Origin of the sequence: Granulicella sp. WH15 (assembly GCF_009914315.1) — a bacterium.
Classification (GTDB): Bacteria; Acidobacteriota; Terriglobia; order Terriglobales; family Acidobacteriaceae; genus Edaphobacter.
This window is the reverse complement of the sequence record NZ_CP042596.1, coordinates 2,637,444-2,655,689: the sequence shown is the minus strand read 5'-3', so window position 1 is coordinate 2,655,689 and position 18,246 is coordinate 2,637,444. Positions and strand designations below refer to the sequence as shown.

Here is an 18,246-nt window from a genome sequence, read left to right as displayed (position 1 = left end):
GCCCCTCTATACAGTCGCCAGAGTTTTCTGTTCGGCCATCTGCTTGATGGACTCCTCGTACGGAGCGCGGAGCACGCCCAGCTCGGTGATGATCGCCGTGACGTACTTCGCCGGGGTCACATCGAAGGCGGGGTTCTCGATTCCAACGCCGTCCGGAGTCATCTGCTTGCCGTTCGAGTGTGTGACCTCGCGGGCGCTGCGCTGCTCGATGGGGATGAGATCACCGTTCGCGGTGGCCATGTCCACGGTCGACCACGGGGCGGCCACGTAGAAGGGAATTCCATGCTCCTTGGCCAGGATCGCGACGCCGTAGGTGCCGATCTTATTGGCGACGTCGCCGTTCGCCGCGATGCGGTCGGAGCCGACGATGACCGCCTGAATCCGGCCCTGACGCATCAGAGACGCGGCCATGTTGTCGCACAGAACCGTTGTGGGAATGTTGTCCTTCATTAGCTCCCACGCGGTCAGGCGAGCGCCTTGGAGGAAGGGCCGGGTCTCGTCCGCGAAGACGTCGATGGTATGTCCGTCCTCGACCGCCGCGCGGATTACGCCCAGTGCCGTACCGTAGCCGCAGGTCGCGAGTGCCCCGGCGTTGCAATGGGTTAGTACGGTTCCGGTCTGGGGCAGCAGGGCCGCGCCGTTGCGTCCCATCTGCTTGCAGGCGTCGATATCCTCGTCGTACATCTTGCGGGACTTGGCCACGACAGCCGCTTTAATCTCTGGAATAGCCGCGCCAGCCGCAACCATCTCGTTGTAGAGGTTGCGGATCTCGTCAATGCCCCAGAAGAGGTTGACCGCAGTGGGCCGGGTCTCGGCCAGCGTCTTGCAGATGACGTCGACCTCGGCAGTCAGCTCCACGAGCGTGGCCGCTGTGCTGCGGTCGATCCCGATGGCCACGCCCATCGCGGCGGAGACGCCGATGGCCGGTGCGCCGCGCACGATCATGTCGCGGATCACAGTGGCGACCTGTTTGTAATCGGTCGCGAGAACGTAGGTTTCTTCCAGAGGAAGCTTGGTTTGATCGAGGAAATTAACGCCAGCAGGGAGCCATTCGAGGGTCGGAATCATGTCTGATTCAGTTTAGACGATTCGCCTCATGTCCTGCTCACCGCCGAAAGCGCGGAGCGGCGGACGTGGGAACGTCGCCCGCAGTTGCCACAGCGGACCGGAATGAATCCGATCAGCAGAAATGGCAAGTCGTAATAGCGCCAGTGCGAACGATGGAGCGCATCGCAGCTGCATAGCTGGCATACGGTTGAGAAGGTATTCACGGTGCACACCCCAGAAGCTACGTCGGCATGGATGTCGTTTTAAGTGTGGGCGGCTTTTAGGCAAAGAAGTACGGCAAAAATGAAACAAGTAATGGAGCGAGGTTACCATAGTGTGCCGAGCGCTTGATTAAAGATTGACAGAAGCCTTCCCGTTTTGAATATGGGCCGTGCGAACATCGGACGCCGTGAAGACCGCATAGAACGGTGCTCCCGCAGAGGCGGCCTCGATGTTCTCCCGTCCGCCCTGCTCGCGGTCGACCAGGCAGAGCACTCCCACCACGTTCATGCCCGCGGCCTGCGTCGCTTCGATGGCCTGGATCGTCGATCCGCCGGTCGTGCAAACGTCATCGACGATAACCACATCGGCTCCGGGGGAGAGAAAGCCCTCGACGCGTCGCCCGGTGCCGTGCGCCTTCTCGGTCTTGCGTACCAGGAAGCCATGGATCAGGGACGGGGCTTCGGCTGCTTCGCCCTCGGACTCAAGCTCCATCTCCTCGGCCAGCGCGAGGATCTCGGCGTGATCCGCAGCGGCCCAGGCGCTCGCGGAGGCGGTGTTCGAGACTAGCGGGTCGGCTCCCATGGTCAGGCCGCCGACGGCCTGCGCAGAGGGGAAGTGCTCGCGGATCAGCTCGTACAGGACCAGCCCGGCCAGGCGTCCGCCCTCGGCGTGCAGCGTGGTGGTGCGGCAGTCGATGTAGTAGTCCGACTTCTTGCCGCTGGCCAGGGTGAAGTCGCCGAGCTTGAAGGAGTGCGTGGCAATCAGGTTGAGGAGCGATTCGCGGATGTCCATGCCCCTAGATTACCGGACATTGGGAGGCAGCACGATGTGCCTACTGCGCCATGCGCTCCAGATGCCTGTAGCCGCCGGTGCTTATCATCAGCGTGATGAAGACCGAGAGGTTGTAGCAGGAGTGTACGAGGGCCGATGCCGCCACCGAGCGGAGCCGCACGCGCACCCACGTCAGAGCCAGTGAGACGACCATGAGCACAGCCACGGCGGCCCAGGTGTAGCCGAGTTGTGCGGCGTGGATCAGCGCGAAGATTGCGCTCGAAACCAAGCCGCTGATGAGTACGGCTTCGGTGCTGAGCGTGTCGGTCGATCTCCACTGCGCGTAGGACTCGGGCGTACGCTTTAGTCGCGTCCAGTCCCATGCGATCGCCAGGGCGGGGAAGAGAAAGCCGCGGAAGGCGATCTCTTCGAACATCGGCGCGAGTAGTGTACCGAACACGGTGAGCGCCCACACGACTGATGCGTTCTTGAAGAACTCATCCATCGGGATCGAGCTGGGCAGGGTGATAAGGCTTTCGACCGCCTGCACCGACCAGCCCAGCACGAAGCCGATCGGGATCAACTTTGGTGCATGACGCAGCGCGGTTGCGCCGTTCCATTGGATGCCTTCGAGGAACGGACGCTCCCACATGCGAGTGAAGAGAAACCAGCACGCGAGGAGCGTCAGCAGGTAGCCAATCGTCATGGTCGCCAGTTGCAGACGCTGGTTCTGAACGAGGGCCATGAGGTCATGGCTGCTGGTGCCGACTGCGGCTACGACCAGTGCCTGGGCCACGAACAGCATCGTCGCTGCCAGCACCAGGAACAGAAGTACGTGGCCGAAGTGCGGCACACGGGGATGGACCGGCGGCGCTGCTACCGGCTCTTCCGAAGATTGCGTAGATGCAAGCTCGGAGGTCATCCCTTGGCCTTTGCGGTTTTCTTCGCCGCCGCTTTCTTCGCCACTGTCTTTTTAACCGCGGTCTTTTTGGGTGTTGGCTCGACTGACTTAGCCTTTGCTGTCGGCACACCGGTTTTCTTCTCTGGAGCCACGAACGCCGGACGCGCCGCCTTGATGCGGTCGGCCTCGGCCTTGATGCTCGTGGGCTGCGCTCCGGCGAAGTTTTCACTGAGAGGAATCTTCATCCCGATGGAGTTGAAGTGCCGCCGCAGGAAGGCTCCGGTGTGCGATCCGGCTACGGTCGCGAGCTGCTCCGGCGTGCCGTGACCCACCATCTGGCCGCCGCCCTCTCCGCCCTCCGGACCCATGTCGATCAGGTAGTCGGCGTTGCGGATGATATCGAGGTTGTGCTCGATGATGACGATGGTGTTGCCCAGGTCGGTGAGCCGGTGCAGTACCTCCAGCAGCTTGCGAACGTCGTCGAAGTGCAACCCCGTGGTCGGTTCGTCAAGCAGGTAGAGTGTGCGTCCTGTCTGGCGCTTCGATAGCTCGCGCGCCAGCTTCATGCGCTGCGCCTCGCCGCCCGAGAGCGTGGTGGCCGACTGGCCCAGATGAATGTAGCCGAGGCCCACATCGACCAGTGTTTGCAGCTTCACGGCCACGGTCGGAATGTCCTTGAGGACCGGCACCGCGTCGGCGATGGCAAGATCGAGGATATCGGCGATGGAGTAGCCGTTGAACCGGACCGCGAGCGTCTCCTGATTGTAACGGCGACCGTTACATACTTCGCAGAGCACGTAGACGTCGGGCAGGAAGTTCATCTCGATGCGCCGCTGTCCCTCGCCTTGGCAGGCCTCGCAGCGTCCGCCCTGTACGTTGAACGAGAAGCGACCCGGCTTGTAGCCGCGTTCGCGCGACTCCGGCAGCATGGCGAAGAGGTCGCGGATGGCGGTGAAGACGCCGGTGTACGTCGCGGGGTTCGAGCGCGGCGTGCGGCCAATCGGCGACTGGTCGATCTGGATGACCTTGTCGAGTTGGTCGATGCCGGTGACCTTACCGTGCTGGCCAGGCTCTTCGCGCGAGCCGTACAGCTCCTTGGCCAGCGCGCGGTAGAGGATGTCGTTTACGAGGCTCGATTTGCCAGATCCGCTGACGCCCGTCACCACGGTCATAATGCCGATGGGGAAGTGCGCGGTGACGTTTTGCAGGTTGTGCGAGCGGGCGTCTTCGACGGTGAGCCAGCGCCCGGTCAGAGGCCGCGCGGTCTTGTCCTCACTGCCGTCTTCGAGAAGGCGTGCGGGCCGCGTGACGATCTCGATGTTGCCCGCGAGGTACTGGCCCGTGATCGAGGCCGGGTTGGCCATGATCTCGGCGGGTGTGCCCGAGGCCATAATGTAGCCGCCCGCCTTGCCCGCGCCGGGGCCGATATCGATCAGGTAGTCGGCCTTGCGCATGGTGTCTTCATCGTGCTCGACCACCAGCACCGTGTTGCCGAGGTCGCGCAAGGATTCGAGCGCCGTGATGAGCCGTTGGTTGTCGCGCTGATGCAGGCCGATGGATGGCTCATCGAGCACGTAGAGCACGCCGCGCAGGCGCGAGCCGATCTGCGTCGCCAGCCGGATGCGCTGGCCCTCGCCGCCCGAGAGCGTCGCCGCCGAGCGGTCGAGCGAGAGGTAGCCCAGGCCGACCGCGTTCAGGAACTCGAGCCGCTCGATGACCTCGCGTTGCAGCCGGTCGGCGATGATGCGGTCGCGGCCCATGAAGGCCATCGCCCGCGCACCCTTGAGGGCACGCTCGAGCGAGAGGCCGGTGAAGTCGGCGATGGAGAGCGCCTCGCTCGCAACCGGCACGGTCACCGCGAGCGACTCCGGCCTGAGCCGCCTGCCCTGGCAGCGCGGGCACGTCGTCGCGGACATGTACTGCATCATGTACTCGCGGTAGCCCTCGGATTTGGTCTCCTCGAGGTTCGAGCGCAGGTAGGCGAAGATGCCGTGGAAGCCGGTGCGGCGAGCCTCGTTCTCGGGCGGGCCGTAGAGCAGCAGGTTGCGCTGGTCCACGCTCAGGTCGCTGAAGGGCTGCTTCAGGTTGATCTTGTATTTATCGGCGGCCAGCTTGATGAGCCGCAGCAGGTACTGCGAGCCGGAGCCGGGTCCCATCGCGCCGTCGAGCAGCGGCTTCGACCAGTCGGTGATGGTCTTGCCGGGGTCGAAGTCGTAGATCGAGCCGAGGCCGTGGCACTCGGGGCAGGCCCCGTAGGTGGAGTTGAAAGAGAAGCTGCGCGGCTCGAGCTTGGGCACGTTGATGCCGCAGTCTGGGCAGGCCATCGACGAGGAGTAGAGCGTCTCCTCCTGCACGTCGCGGCTCGAACCTTGAATGCCGATCAGGACCAGCCCGTTGGCCATCTGCAGGGCCTTCTGAACCGACGTTTCTAGGCGGCGGGTGTCGTACTTCGGCGGAGCGCCCGCCAGCGTCTCGTTCACATCGTCGGGGTTCGGCGGCAGCGGCTTCAGGATGATGCGATCGACGATCGCCTCAATCGTATGGTTCTTGCGCTTCTCGAGCCGCATCCCTTCGGTCAGCTCGACCATCTCGCCGTCGATGCGCGCGCGGAAGCCCTGCTGGTCCAGCGCCTCCAGCTCCTCGCGGAACTCACCCTTGCGCCCGCGCACGATGGGCGCGTAGACGGTGATGCGCTCGCCCGGAGCCTGCGCGGCGATCCGCTCCACGATCTGCTCGGCACTCTGGCGCGAGATCGTCCGCCCGCAGTTGGGGCAGTGCGGCTGGCCCACGCTGGCGTAGAGCAGGCGCAGGTAGTCGTAGATCTCGGTGATGGTGCCGACGGTGGAGCGCGGGCTGCGCGAGGTGGTCTTCTGCTCGATGGAGATGGCGGGCGAGAGGCCGTCGATGGAGTCGACGTCGGGCCGCTCCATCTGGTCGAGGAACTGGCGCGCGTAGGCCGAGAGCGTCTCGACGTAGCGGCGCTGGCCCTCGGCGTAGATGGTGTCGAAGGCGAGCGACGACTTGCCCGAGCCCGATAGGCCGGTGACGACCGTCAGGGTGTTGCGCGGGATCGTCACGTCCACGTTCTTCAGGTTGTGCTGGCGTGCTCCGCGCACGGTGATGTGCGTAATCCCCGCGCGCTGGGGGCGGGGTATGGCCGGGAGTGTACGGATTGGTTCGGGCTTCATAAGCGGCGTAGGTCAGCAGACGACCAAATCTAAGGATACGGCATCTATCCGTTTGACCGTAAATATGCCGCTGAGTGACTCAGTGTACCGAGTTCACTAACACCAGGTTTGTTCCCCCGGAAAAGATTCACAGGGGTGTCATGCAAAGGTTTGCGACAATAACTTTATACGTTGGCTCATCTCGGATTGTTTGCTGCCGATAGAACCGATGTAGCTGTATCCATGAGGAGCTGGGTTGTGACTTCAATCGTACTTGTCTGTGCTGTGCTCGCATCGCTCGCCGCCGGGGTTCTGATCGCCTACGGCGTCTGCGTCTCCCTCTTCGAGCTCTTCCGTATCCATGCTAACCAGGTTCGCGCCGCCCGTGTCTCTTCCGTGGCTCCTGCCCGCGTCGTAGAAGGCTAACCCAAACTAGCCCCGTTTAGCTGCCGGTAGCAGTCCTGTTTCAATTCCTTCCTGCCTTTGTTTCCCCTAAATAGCTGATCGGTCCACTTGTCAGGGCATCCTTCCTGAGAGGGGGGCTTCTGCGGCGTCTGTCAGACTTGATCCGCTTCCATACCCGCTGGAGACGGGGCAATCCTGCTCTTAATGCTTATCGACAAAATCTCGCCGGACTTGAGCAAGGAGAGCGTCTTCGCCGCATCTAACCTGTTTATCTGCCTCGTCTTAATCGGAGTTTTCGTTAGTTGTGCCCGCCGAATTACCATAAGCTACACATAACTTAAGTAACTTTTTTGGTAACTTCAGACGTCGCAGCATGTCTCTGCCGCCCGTTCCGGGGGGGCGTATCTCTATGCAACAGAAATACTTGAACCTGAAAGTGAGGCTCTCAATGCCCAGGCCCCTGGACCTGCTCCGCATCGCTCTTGTCGCGTCGTCACTCGCTGTCGCGCCCTCTGCCTTGCACGGGCAGGCATCACCCACCGCAAGCCGCTTGATGAGCGGGCAGATCGGTGTCGGCATCACGCTCGGCCATCCGGACTACACCGGAGCCAGTATCAAGGGCGGCTCTATCTACGGCACGCTCGACTTCGGCAGGCACCTCGGAATCGACGGCGAGATTCACGACATGGATCTCTTTACTCCCAAGGATATCGGCGAAAGCTCGTATCTGCTGGGCCTGCGCTATCACATAGCTGTGCAGCGCTTTCGCCCCTATGTCAAGGTTCTGGGCGGAATCGGCAGGTTTCAGTTTCAGCAGGGGGTCTATAGGGAAACCACTTCTCGATCCTACAAAGCCTTCGCCGTTGGCGTAGGGACGGACTATATGCTCAATCGCCGGGTCAGCCTCCGGGGAGATCTTGAGTTCCAGCACTGGTTCGACTTTTATCCGAACGGATTGACGCCGACCGTGGGAACCATCGGTGCGGCCTACCGCTTTTAGAGGATGCAACCGGCTTGTTTGTGACGCAGACTCAGGCCGGTTGCAGAATCTCATCGAAGGTAAGGTTATCGGCCGGGCTGTTGGTGCGTTGTTTCCACTCCATGAACAGCCTCCCGTAGCTTGAGGTGAGGCACCGGCCGGGATCGACGCCGAGTTGAGCCAGCGTGCGGTCGATCCACTCCGGCGGCCCCTCGGCCTCGGCGTAGAAGCCGATAGGCGTCTCGTCCAGCACCAGGTGAGCACCGGGAAGGGCGGGGTCGGACCACTCCGTCCGGTACTTTTCGTAACGAAAGGTGGGAGCGTAGCCGAGCTGAATCAGAACCTCGGCCAGCACTGCCCCATCGGCCACCTCGGTCTCGGTCTCGATCCGCACCTTGTACTGGCTGCTGGGGTCTTCCTCGTCCGGGTGACGCTTGTGTGTCAGGATGTGCCGTGAGCCGTACTTCCGCAGCCGCAGCAGTTGGCCGCGCTCGCGCAGGCTGCGGTCGGGGGTGTCGTAGAGGGTGTTCTGCTCGAAGGTTCTCGGCGTATCCAGATGGAAGCCGAGGGTTTCAAGGCGGGAGGCGAGGGAAGCTGGTTCGTCGACGGGAAACTTCAGTTCGATCTCGGCGCTCATGCCTGAGTATATCGACCCGGAAGGTTACGATGGGATGTGGATTTCAAGGGAATTACTCTTCGCCTGCGGGCCGACCAGCCCGCCGACCTGGCCCGCGCTGCCGGGATTCTACGCTCCGGCGGCACCGTCGCCCTGCCAACCGAGACCGTCTACGGCCTTGGGGCCAGTGCTTTTGACCCTGCGGCTATCGCCGGGATCTTCGCGGCCAAGCAGCGGCCTTCGTGGGACCCCTTGATTGTGCATGTCGCTGATTCAGCGATGCTTGCCTCGGTTGCAGAAGTGTCCCCGCTGGCCCAGAAGTTGATGGACGCCTTTTGGCCCGGCCCTTTGACACTATTGTTGCCGCGCACGGCTGCGATCCCAGACGCCGTTACCGCCGGGCGTCCGCTAGTTGGGGTTCGTATGCCGAACCATCCTGTTGCGCTGGCTCTTATTGCTTCCGCTGGAGTTCCCATTGCGGCGCCTAGCGCCAACCGCTTCGGCCACACCAGCCCCACGACTGCCCAGCATGTTCTGGACGACCTTGATGGCCGCATCCATGCCGTTCTTGATGGCGGTCCCACGGCTGTGGGTGTGGAGTCCACGGTGGTGGGGCTGGCTGGGGATGAGATCACGATCTATCGCGCAGGGGCTGTCACTTTGGAGATGCTCGAAGCCATCGCGGGGAAGGTGCAGTTTTATAAAGCGGCTCCGGTCCTCGATGAGCCGGTCGAGAGCCTGCCGTCGCCCGGTGTGGGGATTCGGCACTATGCCCCTCGTGCCCGCCTTCGGTTAATTGCCGAGGAGGATTTTGCCAAGGCCGTAGCTTCTGCGGTTGCGGAGGGGAAGAAGATTGGGGTGATGTTGCCTGAGGGGTGGAGCTCGGGTGAGGCTCCTTTTGTCTATGTGTGGGGGCCCTGGGGGGAGGGAGAAGCGCTCGCCAGTCGTCTCTTTGCAGGGTTGCGTGAACTGGATGAGCTTGGAGCGGAGGTTATTCTTTGCCCTTTGCCCAGAATGGCCGGTATTGGGGAGGCCCTTCGGGATCGTCTCGAAAAAGCTGCCCGGCCCGGTTGATGCGGGCGGCCTTAGATGCTGCGTGTGTTGCTGCTAGTTCAGCAGGCGCTGCCACCAGTTCTGTTCCTTGGCCTCTTGATAGAGTCCGATGGGCTCCTCCAACTGCTCCATCAACGTGCCTTCAAAGATAGCTTTTGGGTTGGTCAGAACGAGGCTTTCGGCATAGGCCGCGCCGTAGCGTTTGGCAACGATGTCCGCAGCTGCCTTCATTCGCGGTGGGCGTGAGGTGACGTTGTGGGCGTCGGAAGCCAGCATGTGGACCCAGCGCTTGGCCAGTAGCTGGTGCGCCATCTTCTCGGCAGCCTTGCCCATCTTGCCGGTCACGGAGTCGGCCGTCACCTGGATCAGCGCACCGCCACGCATCCAGTCGGCCATGCGCGAGTAGTCGGCCTGCAGGGTCGGGTTGCGCTCGGGATGGGTGATGATCGGGGTCAGGCCCACCAGTTGCAGCTCGTAGAAGACCTCGGTCATGTTGCGGGAGACGCCGTAGTCCGGCAGCTCGACCAGCAGGTAGCCGAGGCCGTTGATGCTGAAGCGGCCGGGGTCGGCCTTGGCGTTGACGATGTTGTCGTACGAGAGGTGGAAGTCGCAGCCTTGCCCGAGCGTCAGATTTACCTTCTCGGCTGCTAGCGCGGCGCGCAACTCGGCGAGCTTGGCGGCGTTGACCTCCGGCTTGAACTCGTACTGGCCGTTCGAGTGCGGGGTGCAGACGATGTGCGTGATGCCGTCGGCCACGGCGAGCTTGGCCATCGCCACCGAGGTAGCGAGATCTTTGGACCCATCGTCGAGTCCCCACAGCAGATGATGATGTACGTCAAACATAGCTTGGACAGAGTACCATCGGCTGGCTAGACCGAAACGTCTGCGCCGAGTGTTTGTGCCATGGATTGGAAGAGCTGCAACCCGTCCGCCGAGCCCAGCAGGCTTTCGCTCGAGCGGTCAGGATGCGGCATCAGCCCCAATACGTTGCGGCCTTCGTTGAGAATGCCTGCGATGTTTTCGAGCGATCCGTTGGCGTTGTGGATGGCTTCGGTGGAGCCTTCGGCGCTGGCGTAGCGGAAGGCCACGCGGTCCTCGTCGTTCAGCCGCGCCAGGGTCTCGGCGTCGCAGAAGTAGTTACCGTCCATATGGCCGACGGGCATACGCAGGATCTGGCCCTTGTAGATGCCGTGGGTGAAGGGCGAGTCGTTGGTCTCGGTGCGTAGGTAAAGCTGCTTGCACAGGTAGCGCTGGCTGGCGTTGCGCATGAGAGCGCCGGGGAGCAGGCCCGCCTCGCAGAGGATCTGGAAGCCGTTGCAGATGCCCATCACAAGGCCACCATCGGCGGCGAACTTTTTGACCGACTGCATGATGGGTGCGAATTTGGCGATGGCTCCGGTACGAAGGTAATCGCCGTAGGAGAAGCCGCCCGGCACGAGGATGGCGTCGCAGCCTTCGAGGTCGGTGGAGGCGTGCCAGAGGAAAGTGACGGGATAGCCGGCGACCTGCTCAAGCACGTTGTAGGTATCGTGATCGCAGTTCGATCCGGGAAATACGAGTACGCCGAATTTCATGGGTTAAGGGTAGCAGATGTGCTGTGGGAATCTGTTTCGCAACGTTTTTTCACGACCTGAAGGATGCTCTGCTGCAGATCTCTCATAACGGCATCCGACCAGAGGGCGGCATAGGCATTGAAGTCGGTGCTCAGGCGCTCCTGGCTGCTGAGATGCAGGAGGATGTCGCCGTCAGGCAGAGGTTCGAGACGGTACTCGCCGTTGAGGACATCGAAGTAGCGGCCGCCGATCGTGACATGCTCGTCCAGCGTCGTGAGCGGAATGTGCGCTGTGTCCGCGGCGATCTTGAAGCCAATCGTCTGCCCGGGTATCCAGAGGTCGATGGTCTCGATAAACAACAGGCCGCCTTGAAAAGAAGCATGGCGGATACCGCCGATCCCTTCGTGATCGAGCGTCGCTTCGACGGGAAGTGGGAAGCCGATTCTGTGGGTCCAGGTTGGAGGGATCTCAGAGGGGCTGATCGGGGGAACACGCTCGATATTTCCCCAGACCCTGGAGGCTGGTGCGTGGATCAGGATGGAGGTCTGGACGGTGCGAATCTCGAGGGGAGCGTTGAGCTGCATCTCGATGCCTGCCAGCAGGAAGGGAAGCATGGCGAGGCACGCTGTGGTGGAGCGTCCCTTGAGGAGCCTGTTTCGTCCAAGCAGGCCTGCGGTGATGCCGCCGATGCTGCTGATCGCCAGGGTGATCGGGATGGCGAAGATAATGCAGATCCACCCTTCCAGTCCGGCGAAGAGTACACAGAGATCGCTGAGCAGAACCGCGAGCCAGGGAGCGAATATCCAGTGCGCCCAGCGGAACTTCTCATCGGAGGTGGTGCCGGTGATGGCGATCCATCCCATCACAAAGGGAACTACTACGAGAAAGCCCGCAGTCATCACCCAGAGGTCGTCGGGGTAGAAGAAGCTTCGGTAAGGAGGAGAATGCGGTGTACCGATCAGGTGCGGTCCGTGGAAGATCAGGCGGAGTGAGAGGCCGTAGATTAAGCCCGCGGCGACGGCGAAGAGGTAGCGACGTCTTTCGGGTGTCTTTTTCATGGAGCTGTCGGTGAACAGTTTCACGAATACCTCTCCAGGCTAACTCTTTCGCCGCCGCGGCGGGAGCTGGTTTATTTGAGGCGGGAGCCGACGGCGATTTCTTCGCCGAAGGTGGCGAGCACGGGCTTGCCGCCTTCGCCCTCGGAGGCGGCAAGCAACATTCCGTGGCTCTCGAGGCCGCGCATCTTGCGCGGGGCCAGGTTGGTGATGACCACGATCTTGCGGCCGATCATCTCCTCGGGCGTGTACCACTCGGCGATGCCGGAGAGGATCTGGCGCTTCTCGTAGCCGAGGTCGACCTCGAGGCGCAGCAGCTTGTCGGCCTTGGGGATGCGCTCGCAGACGAGCACCTGGGCTACGCGCAGCTCGACCTTGGCGAAGTCGTCGATGGTGATCTGGGGGGAGGCGTCGGCTGGGCCGGTGACGGTTGGTTCGGGAGCTGTTTCGATGACTGCTGGTGCGGGTGTGGTCTCGGCGGCTGGCTGCTCAGTGGCGGGCTTGGTCGAGGGGGCGGAGGCTTCTACTTCGGTCATGATCTGTGCGAGTCCTTTGTCGGCGCGGGGGAAGATGGGGGAGAGGGTGCCTAGCGGAGTGCCGGGTTTCAGGCCGCCCCATGCGAGGTTGTTCAGCTCGCCGTTCCTGGCTGCGGCTTCGATGTCGCCGAGGCCCAGTTGTGCCCAGACCTTCGCCGTAGCGTTGGGCAGGAAGGGAAAGAGCAGGGCGGTCAGGATGCGGATGGATTCTGCTGCCGTGTAGAGAACCTCGACCATCTTCTGGAGGTCGGCGGGGTCTTCCGATTTGGCGAGCTTCCAGGGTGCGTGGCTGCTGAGGTAGACGTCCACGGTCTTGATACGGGCGGAGATCGTCTGGGTCAGTTGGTCGAAGCGAGAGCTTTCGTAGTGGGCGTCGATCTCGGAGAAGCTGAGAAGCTCGTTGATGACCGCGTCGGTTTCTGCGCTTTGCGGAGCAGAGACGGACGGGACGATGCCGTCTAGGTTCTGGACGATCAGGCTCAGCGTGCGGCTGGCGAGGTTGCCGTAGCCGTTGGCGAGGTCCGCGTTGTAGCGCGTAATCATCGCGTCGAAGCTGAAGCTGCCGTCCTGCCCGAAGGGAATCTCGCGCAGCAGGTGGTAGCGCAGAACGTCGGCGGAGAAGAGGTCGCGCTCGTGTTTGGTCGAGTCTGGGAACTGCTTGCCGTAGACGTGCTCGCCGAAGGCGTCAAGCACCGTTTCGGCGCGGACGATGTTGCCCTTCGACTTCGACATCTTCGACTCTTCGAAGAGCAGCCAGCCGTGGGCCGTCACCGACTTCGGCGTGGGCAGCTTGGCGGCCATCAGGAAAGCGGGCCAGTAGATGCAGTGCTGGCGGGTAATCTCCTTGCTCATCAGGTGGACGTCGGCGGGCCAGTAACGCTCGAAGCAGGCTTTGTCTTCGGGCTTGTCCGAGCCGTAGCCTACGGCCGTCATGTAGTTGGCCAGAGCGTCCAGCCAGACGTAGATGATGTGCTTCTGCTGGGTCTCGGAGGCGGCGGGCTCGGGCACCGGAATGCCCCAGGTGAAGCTCGAGCGCGAGACGGAGAGATCGCGTAGTGCGCCGATGACGTACTGGTTGCCGAGCTTTGAGGTGCCGATGGCGGAGCCGGATTCGCGAGCTTCGACGAGGTTACCGCGCAGGAAGCTGAGCACCTCGTTCTTGCGCGACTCGGACTGGATGTGCAGGCCGTCGGACTCGATGAGGTCGATGAGCGGAAGCTGGTACTCGCTGAGCTTGAAGAAGAAGTTCTCTTCGGTGACGGTCTCGGTGGGGCGGCCGTCGGGGCCGAGGACGCCGGGAGGGCCTTCGACGAAGATCTCCTCGCCGACCGAGTACTGGCCGGTGTAGGTGCTCAGGTAGATCTGGCCGCGGGCGTGCAGGTCGGCGAAGAGCTTCTGCGCGCCGATCTTGTGGCGCGGCTCGGTGGTGCGGATGTAGTCGTCGTAGGTGAGGCCCATGCGGTCCCAGAGCTGGCGGAACTCGCGGGAGACCTCGTCGGTGAACTGCTGCGGCGGGATGCCCGCGGCGAGGGCCGAGCGCTCGATCTTCTGGCCGTGCTCGTCGGTGCCGGTCAGGAAGCGGGTGTCATGGCCCAGAAGGCGGTGGCGGCGCGCGATGACGTCGGCCACGATGGTCGTGTAGGCGTGGCCGATGTGCGGGCGCGCGTTGACGTAATAGATCGGGGTTGTGAGGTAAAACTTTTCAGTGCTGGGCATGAGGGTTCCATGGCCAGTTTAGCAGGGCGGTTGCGGGATTCAGTCATTCGCCTTGGAAGCAGAGGACTTTGGGGTGGTTTTGCCCTTCGGCTCGCGGCGCGGGGTGGAGCTGGACGGGGCCGCTGTCTCGAAGGTCTCGCCCAGCTCGGCGGCCTGGGCCATGCGGGCCATGTTCAGGTGCCGCTCCATCGCCTGCATGGCTCCGGTGGGGTTGTGCGAGCGGATGGCGCGGTAGATCTCCCGGTGCATCTCGGCGGACTCCTTGAGGTCGACCGAGTAGTGGACGGTCTTCATGCGGGCGTCGTAGAGGTTGGCCGTGATGGTCTCCATCAGGGCGGCAAGGATGGGGTTGCCCGCCGCGCGGGCGATGGTGCGGTGGAAGCGGACGTCGTGGATCAGGTACTGCTGCGGGTTGTCGAGAGAGGCGTACATCTCGGCGACCTCCTCGGCCAGCTCGGTGATATGGTCGCCGGTGGCGCGCTCGGCAGCGAGTGAGGCCACGTTCGACTCGATGACCAGACGCGCCTCGAACATCTGCCAGGGGAGGAATCCGTGCAATGCGCCCAGCACCGTCAGGGAGTTGGAGTCGAGCGTCGGAGGGCCGGTGGAGACGAAGGTGCCCGCGCCGTGGCGGCTCTTGAGCACTCCCATGGCCGAGAGGAAGCCGATGCCCGCACGCAGGCTGGAGCGGGAGATCTTCAGCTTGCGCGCCAGCTCGCGCTCGGGCGGCAGACGGTCGCCGGGCTTCAGCTCGCCGCTGGCGATCAGGCCGCGCACATGCTCGACTACCTGCATGGTGAGCTGGCTGTGTCCTGTCATTCCGTCCAAGGTTTCTTGAGGCAAGTTGGCTTTCGCTCCTATCGGTGTCGTGAAGATTATCACGGTAATTCGTACTGCTCTCGGGGCGATATGGGGAAATTATCAGCATGGGCCTTCCGCCCAGCGGGAGTCCTCAGAAGATCACTTGCCCATACTGCCCCGAGGACAGCACGAAGCACTGCTTATGCTTTGCTTCGGGACTCTCCGATGCGCGGCACCAGTATCTGGAAGAGTGCGAGGGCGGAGATGTAGCTGAAGCCACCGAGGAGGAAGATCAGCAGAGGATGCGCGGAGAACTGAGTCTTCACGACGTACGTGAAGATGGCTCCGCCTACCGCGCCTGCCGCGCCGCCGATTCCCACCACCGTCGAGACCGAGGTGGAGGGGAACATGTCGGTGGGGGTTGAGAAGAGGTTAGCGGACCAGCCCTGGTGTGCCGCCGTGGCCAGCGAGAACAGCGCGATGGCGGGCCATACGTTGCCGTGGAAGATGTGACCTGCCATCGGCACCAGCATGATGGGCAGGACGCAGATCGCGCAGATGAGCATGGCGAACTTACGTCCGTCGTTGACGCTGTGGCCCTGCTTCATGCGCAGGCCGGAGAGCCAGCCGCCGCCGATCGAGCCGACGCTGGAGAAGGCGTAGACGATGATGATCGGGTACTTGGCGTGGTTCAGGTCGAGGCCGTAGTTTTCGTTCAGGAACTTGGGGAGGTAGAAGAGATAGAACCACCAGACCGGGTCGGTGAAGGCCTTGCCGATGGCAAAGGCGTAGAGGCCGGGCTGCTTGGACAGCTCGCGGAAGAGCGTGAAGAAGCCCGCGTTGGCCGTGCCGGGGATCGCCTGCTGGAGGTTGATCTGGGTCTGGGTGGCTCCGCGGCGCAGGCGGTTGTAGGGGAAGAAGAGCCAGATGACCAGCCAGATGAGGCCCATCGAACCGGTGGTAATGAACGCCGCGTGCCAGCCGTACTTGTAGGTGACGAAAGCCACGAGCGGAGGCGCGATGAAGGCCGAGGCGTTCGAGCCGGAGTTGAAGAGGCCGGTGGCCAAGGCGCGCTCTTCGGAGGGGAACCACTCGGTGGTGGCCTTGATGGCGGCGGGGAAGTTGCCCGCCTCGCCGAGGCCGAGCATGAAACGCGCGATGCAGAACCCCGCGACCGAGAAGACGAAGGCGTGGCTCATGGACGAGAGCGCCCAGATGCCGATGGCCAGAGCATAGCCCAGCTTGGTGCCGAGCTTGTCGATGATGCGGCCCGCAGTTAAAAGGCCTACGCCGTAGGCAATCTGGAAGCAGATGATGATGTTGCCGTAGTTGTTGTTGAAGACGCTCTGGTGCGCGTTGTCTTGCGAGAAGTCCCAGCCCATGAAGGGCAGGTTGTGCAGCATCGGCTCGATGAGCGAGAGCACCGAGCGATCCATGTAGTTGATCGTCGTCGCCAGGAAGAGGAGACCGCAGACAAACCAGCGGATGTTATGGCCGGTGGCGGGTTCGGAGGAGGCGAAGCCTTCATGGGGCGAGCCGCTGTCCTGGGACAGACCGCCAGTGTTCGTCGACATAAGTAAAGATGCTCCCGCGGCAGGTTTTGGTCGGACCATGCGCGCGCCTGGCGGTTCAGTGGGGCTGAAGACGGATCTGCTGCTGGAACGACGGTTGCTTTGTGGTGAGAATATCTGGTGGGTGGCTATTACTGTCAAGCGGGCACGATCTACTGGCGATAGGATTGATCCGACCACTTCGGGTATCCTCGGGATCGTCAGGTACTTAAGATGGAGATTCAGAGGTTATGGAGGTTGCCGATATCTTAGCGATCAATACAAATGGCCAGCCCCCCAGGCTCGATCACCTCGGCATCGCGGTTCGCAGCATCGCGGCGGCGCGGGGTTTTTACGAGATGCTTGGTCTCTCCGCTGCTCAGGAGGAAACCATCGAGCATGAGCGGGTGAAGACCGCGATGTTCTCCGTAGGGGAGAGCCGTATCGAGCTGCTTGAGCCTACCGTGGAGGATTCGGTGATCGGGAGGTTTCTTGATCGGCGTGGAGAGGGACTGCACCATGTCGCGCTCCACGTCGCGGAGATCGACGCCGTGTTTGTAAGGTTGCAGGGGGCGGGTGTGCGGCTTGCGAGTGACTCGATTCGCGTCGGCGCGGGTGGCCACCGATATTTTTTTGTTCATCCGGCCAGCACGAGCGGCGTGCTGCTGGAGCTGGTGAGCGACGAGGTGACGGAGTGAGGTTATTGCTGCTCAATACCTGCGGGGCCGAGGGCTCGGCTGCTCTGGCTGATACTGCGTTGCCGCAGCCGGTCGTTGCGGCTGAGACCTTGCCTGGACGGGGCAGCTCTGAGCAGTTGCTGCCGGTGTTGCATCGGCTCTTCAAGGTCGCTGGATGGCCTGTGAGCGAGCTGGGCGCGGTCGCTGTGGTGCATGGGCCGGGGTCTTTTACCGGGGTGCGTGTCGGGTTGAGCGCGGCCAAGGGGCTTTGCGCGGCCACGGGGGGGCGGATGATCGCGATCTCGCGGCTGGCGCTGGTGGCCGCGAGCGTGGAGGCGGATGGGGAGACGCTGGCGCTGCTCGACGCGGGGCGGGGAGAGTTTTATGCAGGGTTTTATCGTGGTCGTGAGTGCCTGAGTGAACAGTTGCTGCGGCGCGAAGAGGTGTTGGAGCTGCTTGCTTCCCGGACGCCGGTGACGTGCGAGGCCCGAGTGAGGGAACTGCTGCCGGAGGTCGACGGGCTGCGGCTCGTCGAGGAGCCAGGGGCGGTCCTGATTTTGCGGCTGGCCGTGGAGAGGATCGCGGCAGAGGAGTGGACTGACGTGGTGACCATCGACGCCAACTATCTGCGTCGTACCGATGCTGAGCTGCTGGTCGAGCGCCGCGCTGCCGCGGAATCGGCCTGAATGGGGATGGCTTCCACTCCAGAGCTACGGCCCGCACGGGCGGAGGATCTTGCAGGGGTTTTGCGGATTGATCGTGAGACTCCCGAGGCTCCGCATTGGGCGGAAGTGGAGTATGCGGGCAGGGTTGCGGGAGAAGAGGAAGGCGAGTTGATGCGGCGGTGCCTGCTGGTGGCGGCTGCGAGTGAGACCGTCGTCGGGTATGCGGCTGCGCGGGTGGTTGCCGGAGAGGCGGAGCTGGAGACCGTCGCCGTAGACGCATCGGCCCGGCGGCAGGGGATTGGCCGGGAGCTGTGCCGGGCGGTGATGGAGTGGTCTCGGCTGCATGGAGCAGAGGTGATGGACCTGGAGGTTCGGGCTGCCAGTCTGGGGCCACAACGGCTCTATGCGGAGTTGGGGTTCATGCCGACAGGGAGGCGACGCGATTATTATCAGGAGCCGCCGGATGATGCCGTGATGATGCGGGTGGCTTTTTGATGGGGTGATATGGCTTCCTCAACCCTGTATCGTGAGG

General features: G+C 62.8%; 17 protein-coding genes. 6 read left to right on the top strand and 11 right to left on the bottom strand.

Going from position 1 to position 18,246, the window contains the following annotated elements:
• Positions 1 to 6: 6 nt before the first annotated feature.
• From mtnA to uvrA, 4 genes are all read right to left on the bottom strand, one after another.
• Positions 7 to 1,068, bottom strand: a complete 1,062-nt coding sequence (gene mtnA / locus FTO74_RS11040; protein ID WP_162538201.1) for an S-methyl-5-thioribose-1-phosphate isomerase — start codon at positions 1,066 to 1,068, stop codon at positions 7 to 9.
• A 330-nt stretch (positions 1,069 to 1,398) separates the two neighbouring features.
• Entirely contained in the window at positions 1,399 to 2,061 is a 663-nt protein-coding gene (gene pyrE, locus FTO74_RS11035) for an orotate phosphoribosyltransferase (RefSeq protein WP_162538200.1), read from the bottom strand.
• Between the two features lie 40 nt (positions 2,062 to 2,101).
• Positions 2,102 to 2,962: a CPBP family intramembrane glutamic endopeptidase gene (locus FTO74_RS11030; protein WP_162538199.1), complete on the bottom strand. Its 861-nt coding sequence runs from the start codon at positions 2,960 to 2,962 to the stop codon at positions 2,102 to 2,104.
• Positions 2,959 to 6,129, bottom strand: coding sequence for an excinuclease ABC subunit UvrA (gene uvrA / locus FTO74_RS11025; RefSeq protein WP_162538198.1), 3,171 nt, complete (start codon positions 6,127 to 6,129; stop codon positions 2,959 to 2,961). Before uvrA ends, FTO74_RS11030 begins: the two co-directional genes overlap by 4 nt.
• 237 nt (positions 6,130 to 6,366) lie before the next feature.
• Between uvrA and FTO74_RS11020 the strand changes: the two genes are divergently transcribed.
• Entirely contained in the window at positions 6,367 to 6,534 is a 168-nt protein-coding gene (locus tag FTO74_RS11020) for a hypothetical protein (RefSeq protein WP_255462200.1), read from the top strand.
• Positions 6,535 to 6,961: 427 nt separating this feature from the next.
• Positions 6,962 to 7,513, top strand: a complete 552-nt coding sequence (locus tag FTO74_RS11015; RefSeq protein ID WP_162538196.1) for an outer membrane beta-barrel protein — start codon at positions 6,962 to 6,964, stop codon at positions 7,511 to 7,513.
• A 31-nt stretch (positions 7,514 to 7,544) separates the two neighbouring features.
• Here the strand turns inward: FTO74_RS11015 and FTO74_RS11010 are convergent, their stop codons facing one another.
• A complete protein-coding gene (locus FTO74_RS11010; RefSeq protein WP_162538195.1) occupies positions 7,545 to 8,129 on the bottom strand; it encodes a class IV adenylate cyclase in 585 nt (194 codons plus the stop codon).
• A gap of 36 nt (positions 8,130 to 8,165) precedes the next feature.
• Between FTO74_RS11010 and FTO74_RS11005 the strand changes: the two genes are divergently transcribed.
• Positions 8,166 to 9,182, top strand: a complete 1,017-nt coding sequence (locus tag FTO74_RS11005) for an L-threonylcarbamoyladenylate synthase (protein WP_162538194.1) — start codon at positions 8,166 to 8,168, stop codon at positions 9,180 to 9,182.
• Positions 9,183 to 9,215: 33 nt separating this feature from the next.
• Here FTO74_RS11005 and FTO74_RS11000 read toward each other — a convergent pair whose 3' ends face one another.
• The 6 genes from FTO74_RS11000 to FTO74_RS10975 all read right to left on the bottom strand — a co-directional run bounded on the left by FTO74_RS11000 (position 9,216) and on the right by FTO74_RS10975 (position 16,396).
• The gene (locus tag FTO74_RS11000; protein ID WP_162538193.1) at positions 9,216 to 10,004 is read right to left on the bottom strand and encodes a CpsB/CapC family capsule biosynthesis tyrosine phosphatase; all 789 of its coding nucleotides are present in this window, start codon (positions 10,002 to 10,004) and stop codon (positions 9,216 to 9,218) included.
• 26 nt (positions 10,005 to 10,030) lie between these two features.
• A complete protein-coding gene (gene purQ, locus FTO74_RS10995; RefSeq protein WP_162538192.1) occupies positions 10,031 to 10,735 on the bottom strand; it encodes a phosphoribosylformylglycinamidine synthase subunit PurQ in 705 nt (234 codons plus the stop codon).
• A complete protein-coding gene (locus tag FTO74_RS10990) occupies positions 10,732 to 11,796 on the bottom strand; it encodes a hypothetical protein (protein ID WP_255462198.1) in 1,065 nt (354 codons plus the stop codon). Before FTO74_RS10990 ends, purQ begins: the two co-directional genes overlap by 4 nt.
• A gap of 47 nt (positions 11,797 to 11,843) precedes the next feature.
• Positions 11,844 to 14,021, bottom strand: coding sequence for a methionine--tRNA ligase subunit beta (gene metG, locus FTO74_RS10985; protein WP_162538191.1), 2,178 nt, complete (start codon positions 14,019 to 14,021; stop codon positions 11,844 to 11,846).
• Between the two features lie 39 nt (positions 14,022 to 14,060).
• A complete protein-coding gene (locus tag FTO74_RS10980; protein WP_162538190.1) occupies positions 14,061 to 14,840 on the bottom strand; it encodes a FadR/GntR family transcriptional regulator in 780 nt (259 codons plus the stop codon).
• Positions 14,841 to 15,022: 182 nt separating this feature from the next.
• A complete protein-coding gene (locus FTO74_RS10975) occupies positions 15,023 to 16,396 on the bottom strand; it encodes an MFS transporter (protein WP_162538189.1) in 1,374 nt (457 codons plus the stop codon).
• A 227-nt stretch (positions 16,397 to 16,623) separates the two neighbouring features.
• Here FTO74_RS10975 and mce point away from each other — a divergent pair, with 227 nt between their 5' ends.
• The 3 genes from mce to FTO74_RS10960 are packed head-to-tail and all read left to right on the top strand — an operon-like array spanning position 16,624 to position 18,209.
• Positions 16,624 to 17,070, top strand: a complete 447-nt coding sequence (gene mce / locus FTO74_RS10970) for a methylmalonyl-CoA epimerase (RefSeq protein WP_162538188.1) — start codon at positions 16,624 to 16,626, stop codon at positions 17,068 to 17,070.
• Positions 17,067 to 17,735 (top strand): tRNA (adenosine(37)-N6)-threonylcarbamoyltransferase complex dimerization subunit type 1 TsaB, encoded by a 669-nt coding sequence (tsaB, locus tag FTO74_RS10965; protein ID WP_162538187.1) that lies wholly within the window; start codon positions 17,067 to 17,069, stop codon positions 17,733 to 17,735. Before mce ends, tsaB begins: the two co-directional genes overlap by 4 nt.
• Before the next feature lie 6 nt (positions 17,736 to 17,741).
• The gene (locus tag FTO74_RS10960; RefSeq protein ID WP_162538186.1) at positions 17,742 to 18,209 is read left to right on the top strand and encodes a GNAT family N-acetyltransferase; all 468 of its coding nucleotides are present in this window, start codon (positions 17,742 to 17,744) and stop codon (positions 18,207 to 18,209) included.
• Positions 18,210 to 18,246 lie beyond the last annotated feature (37 nt).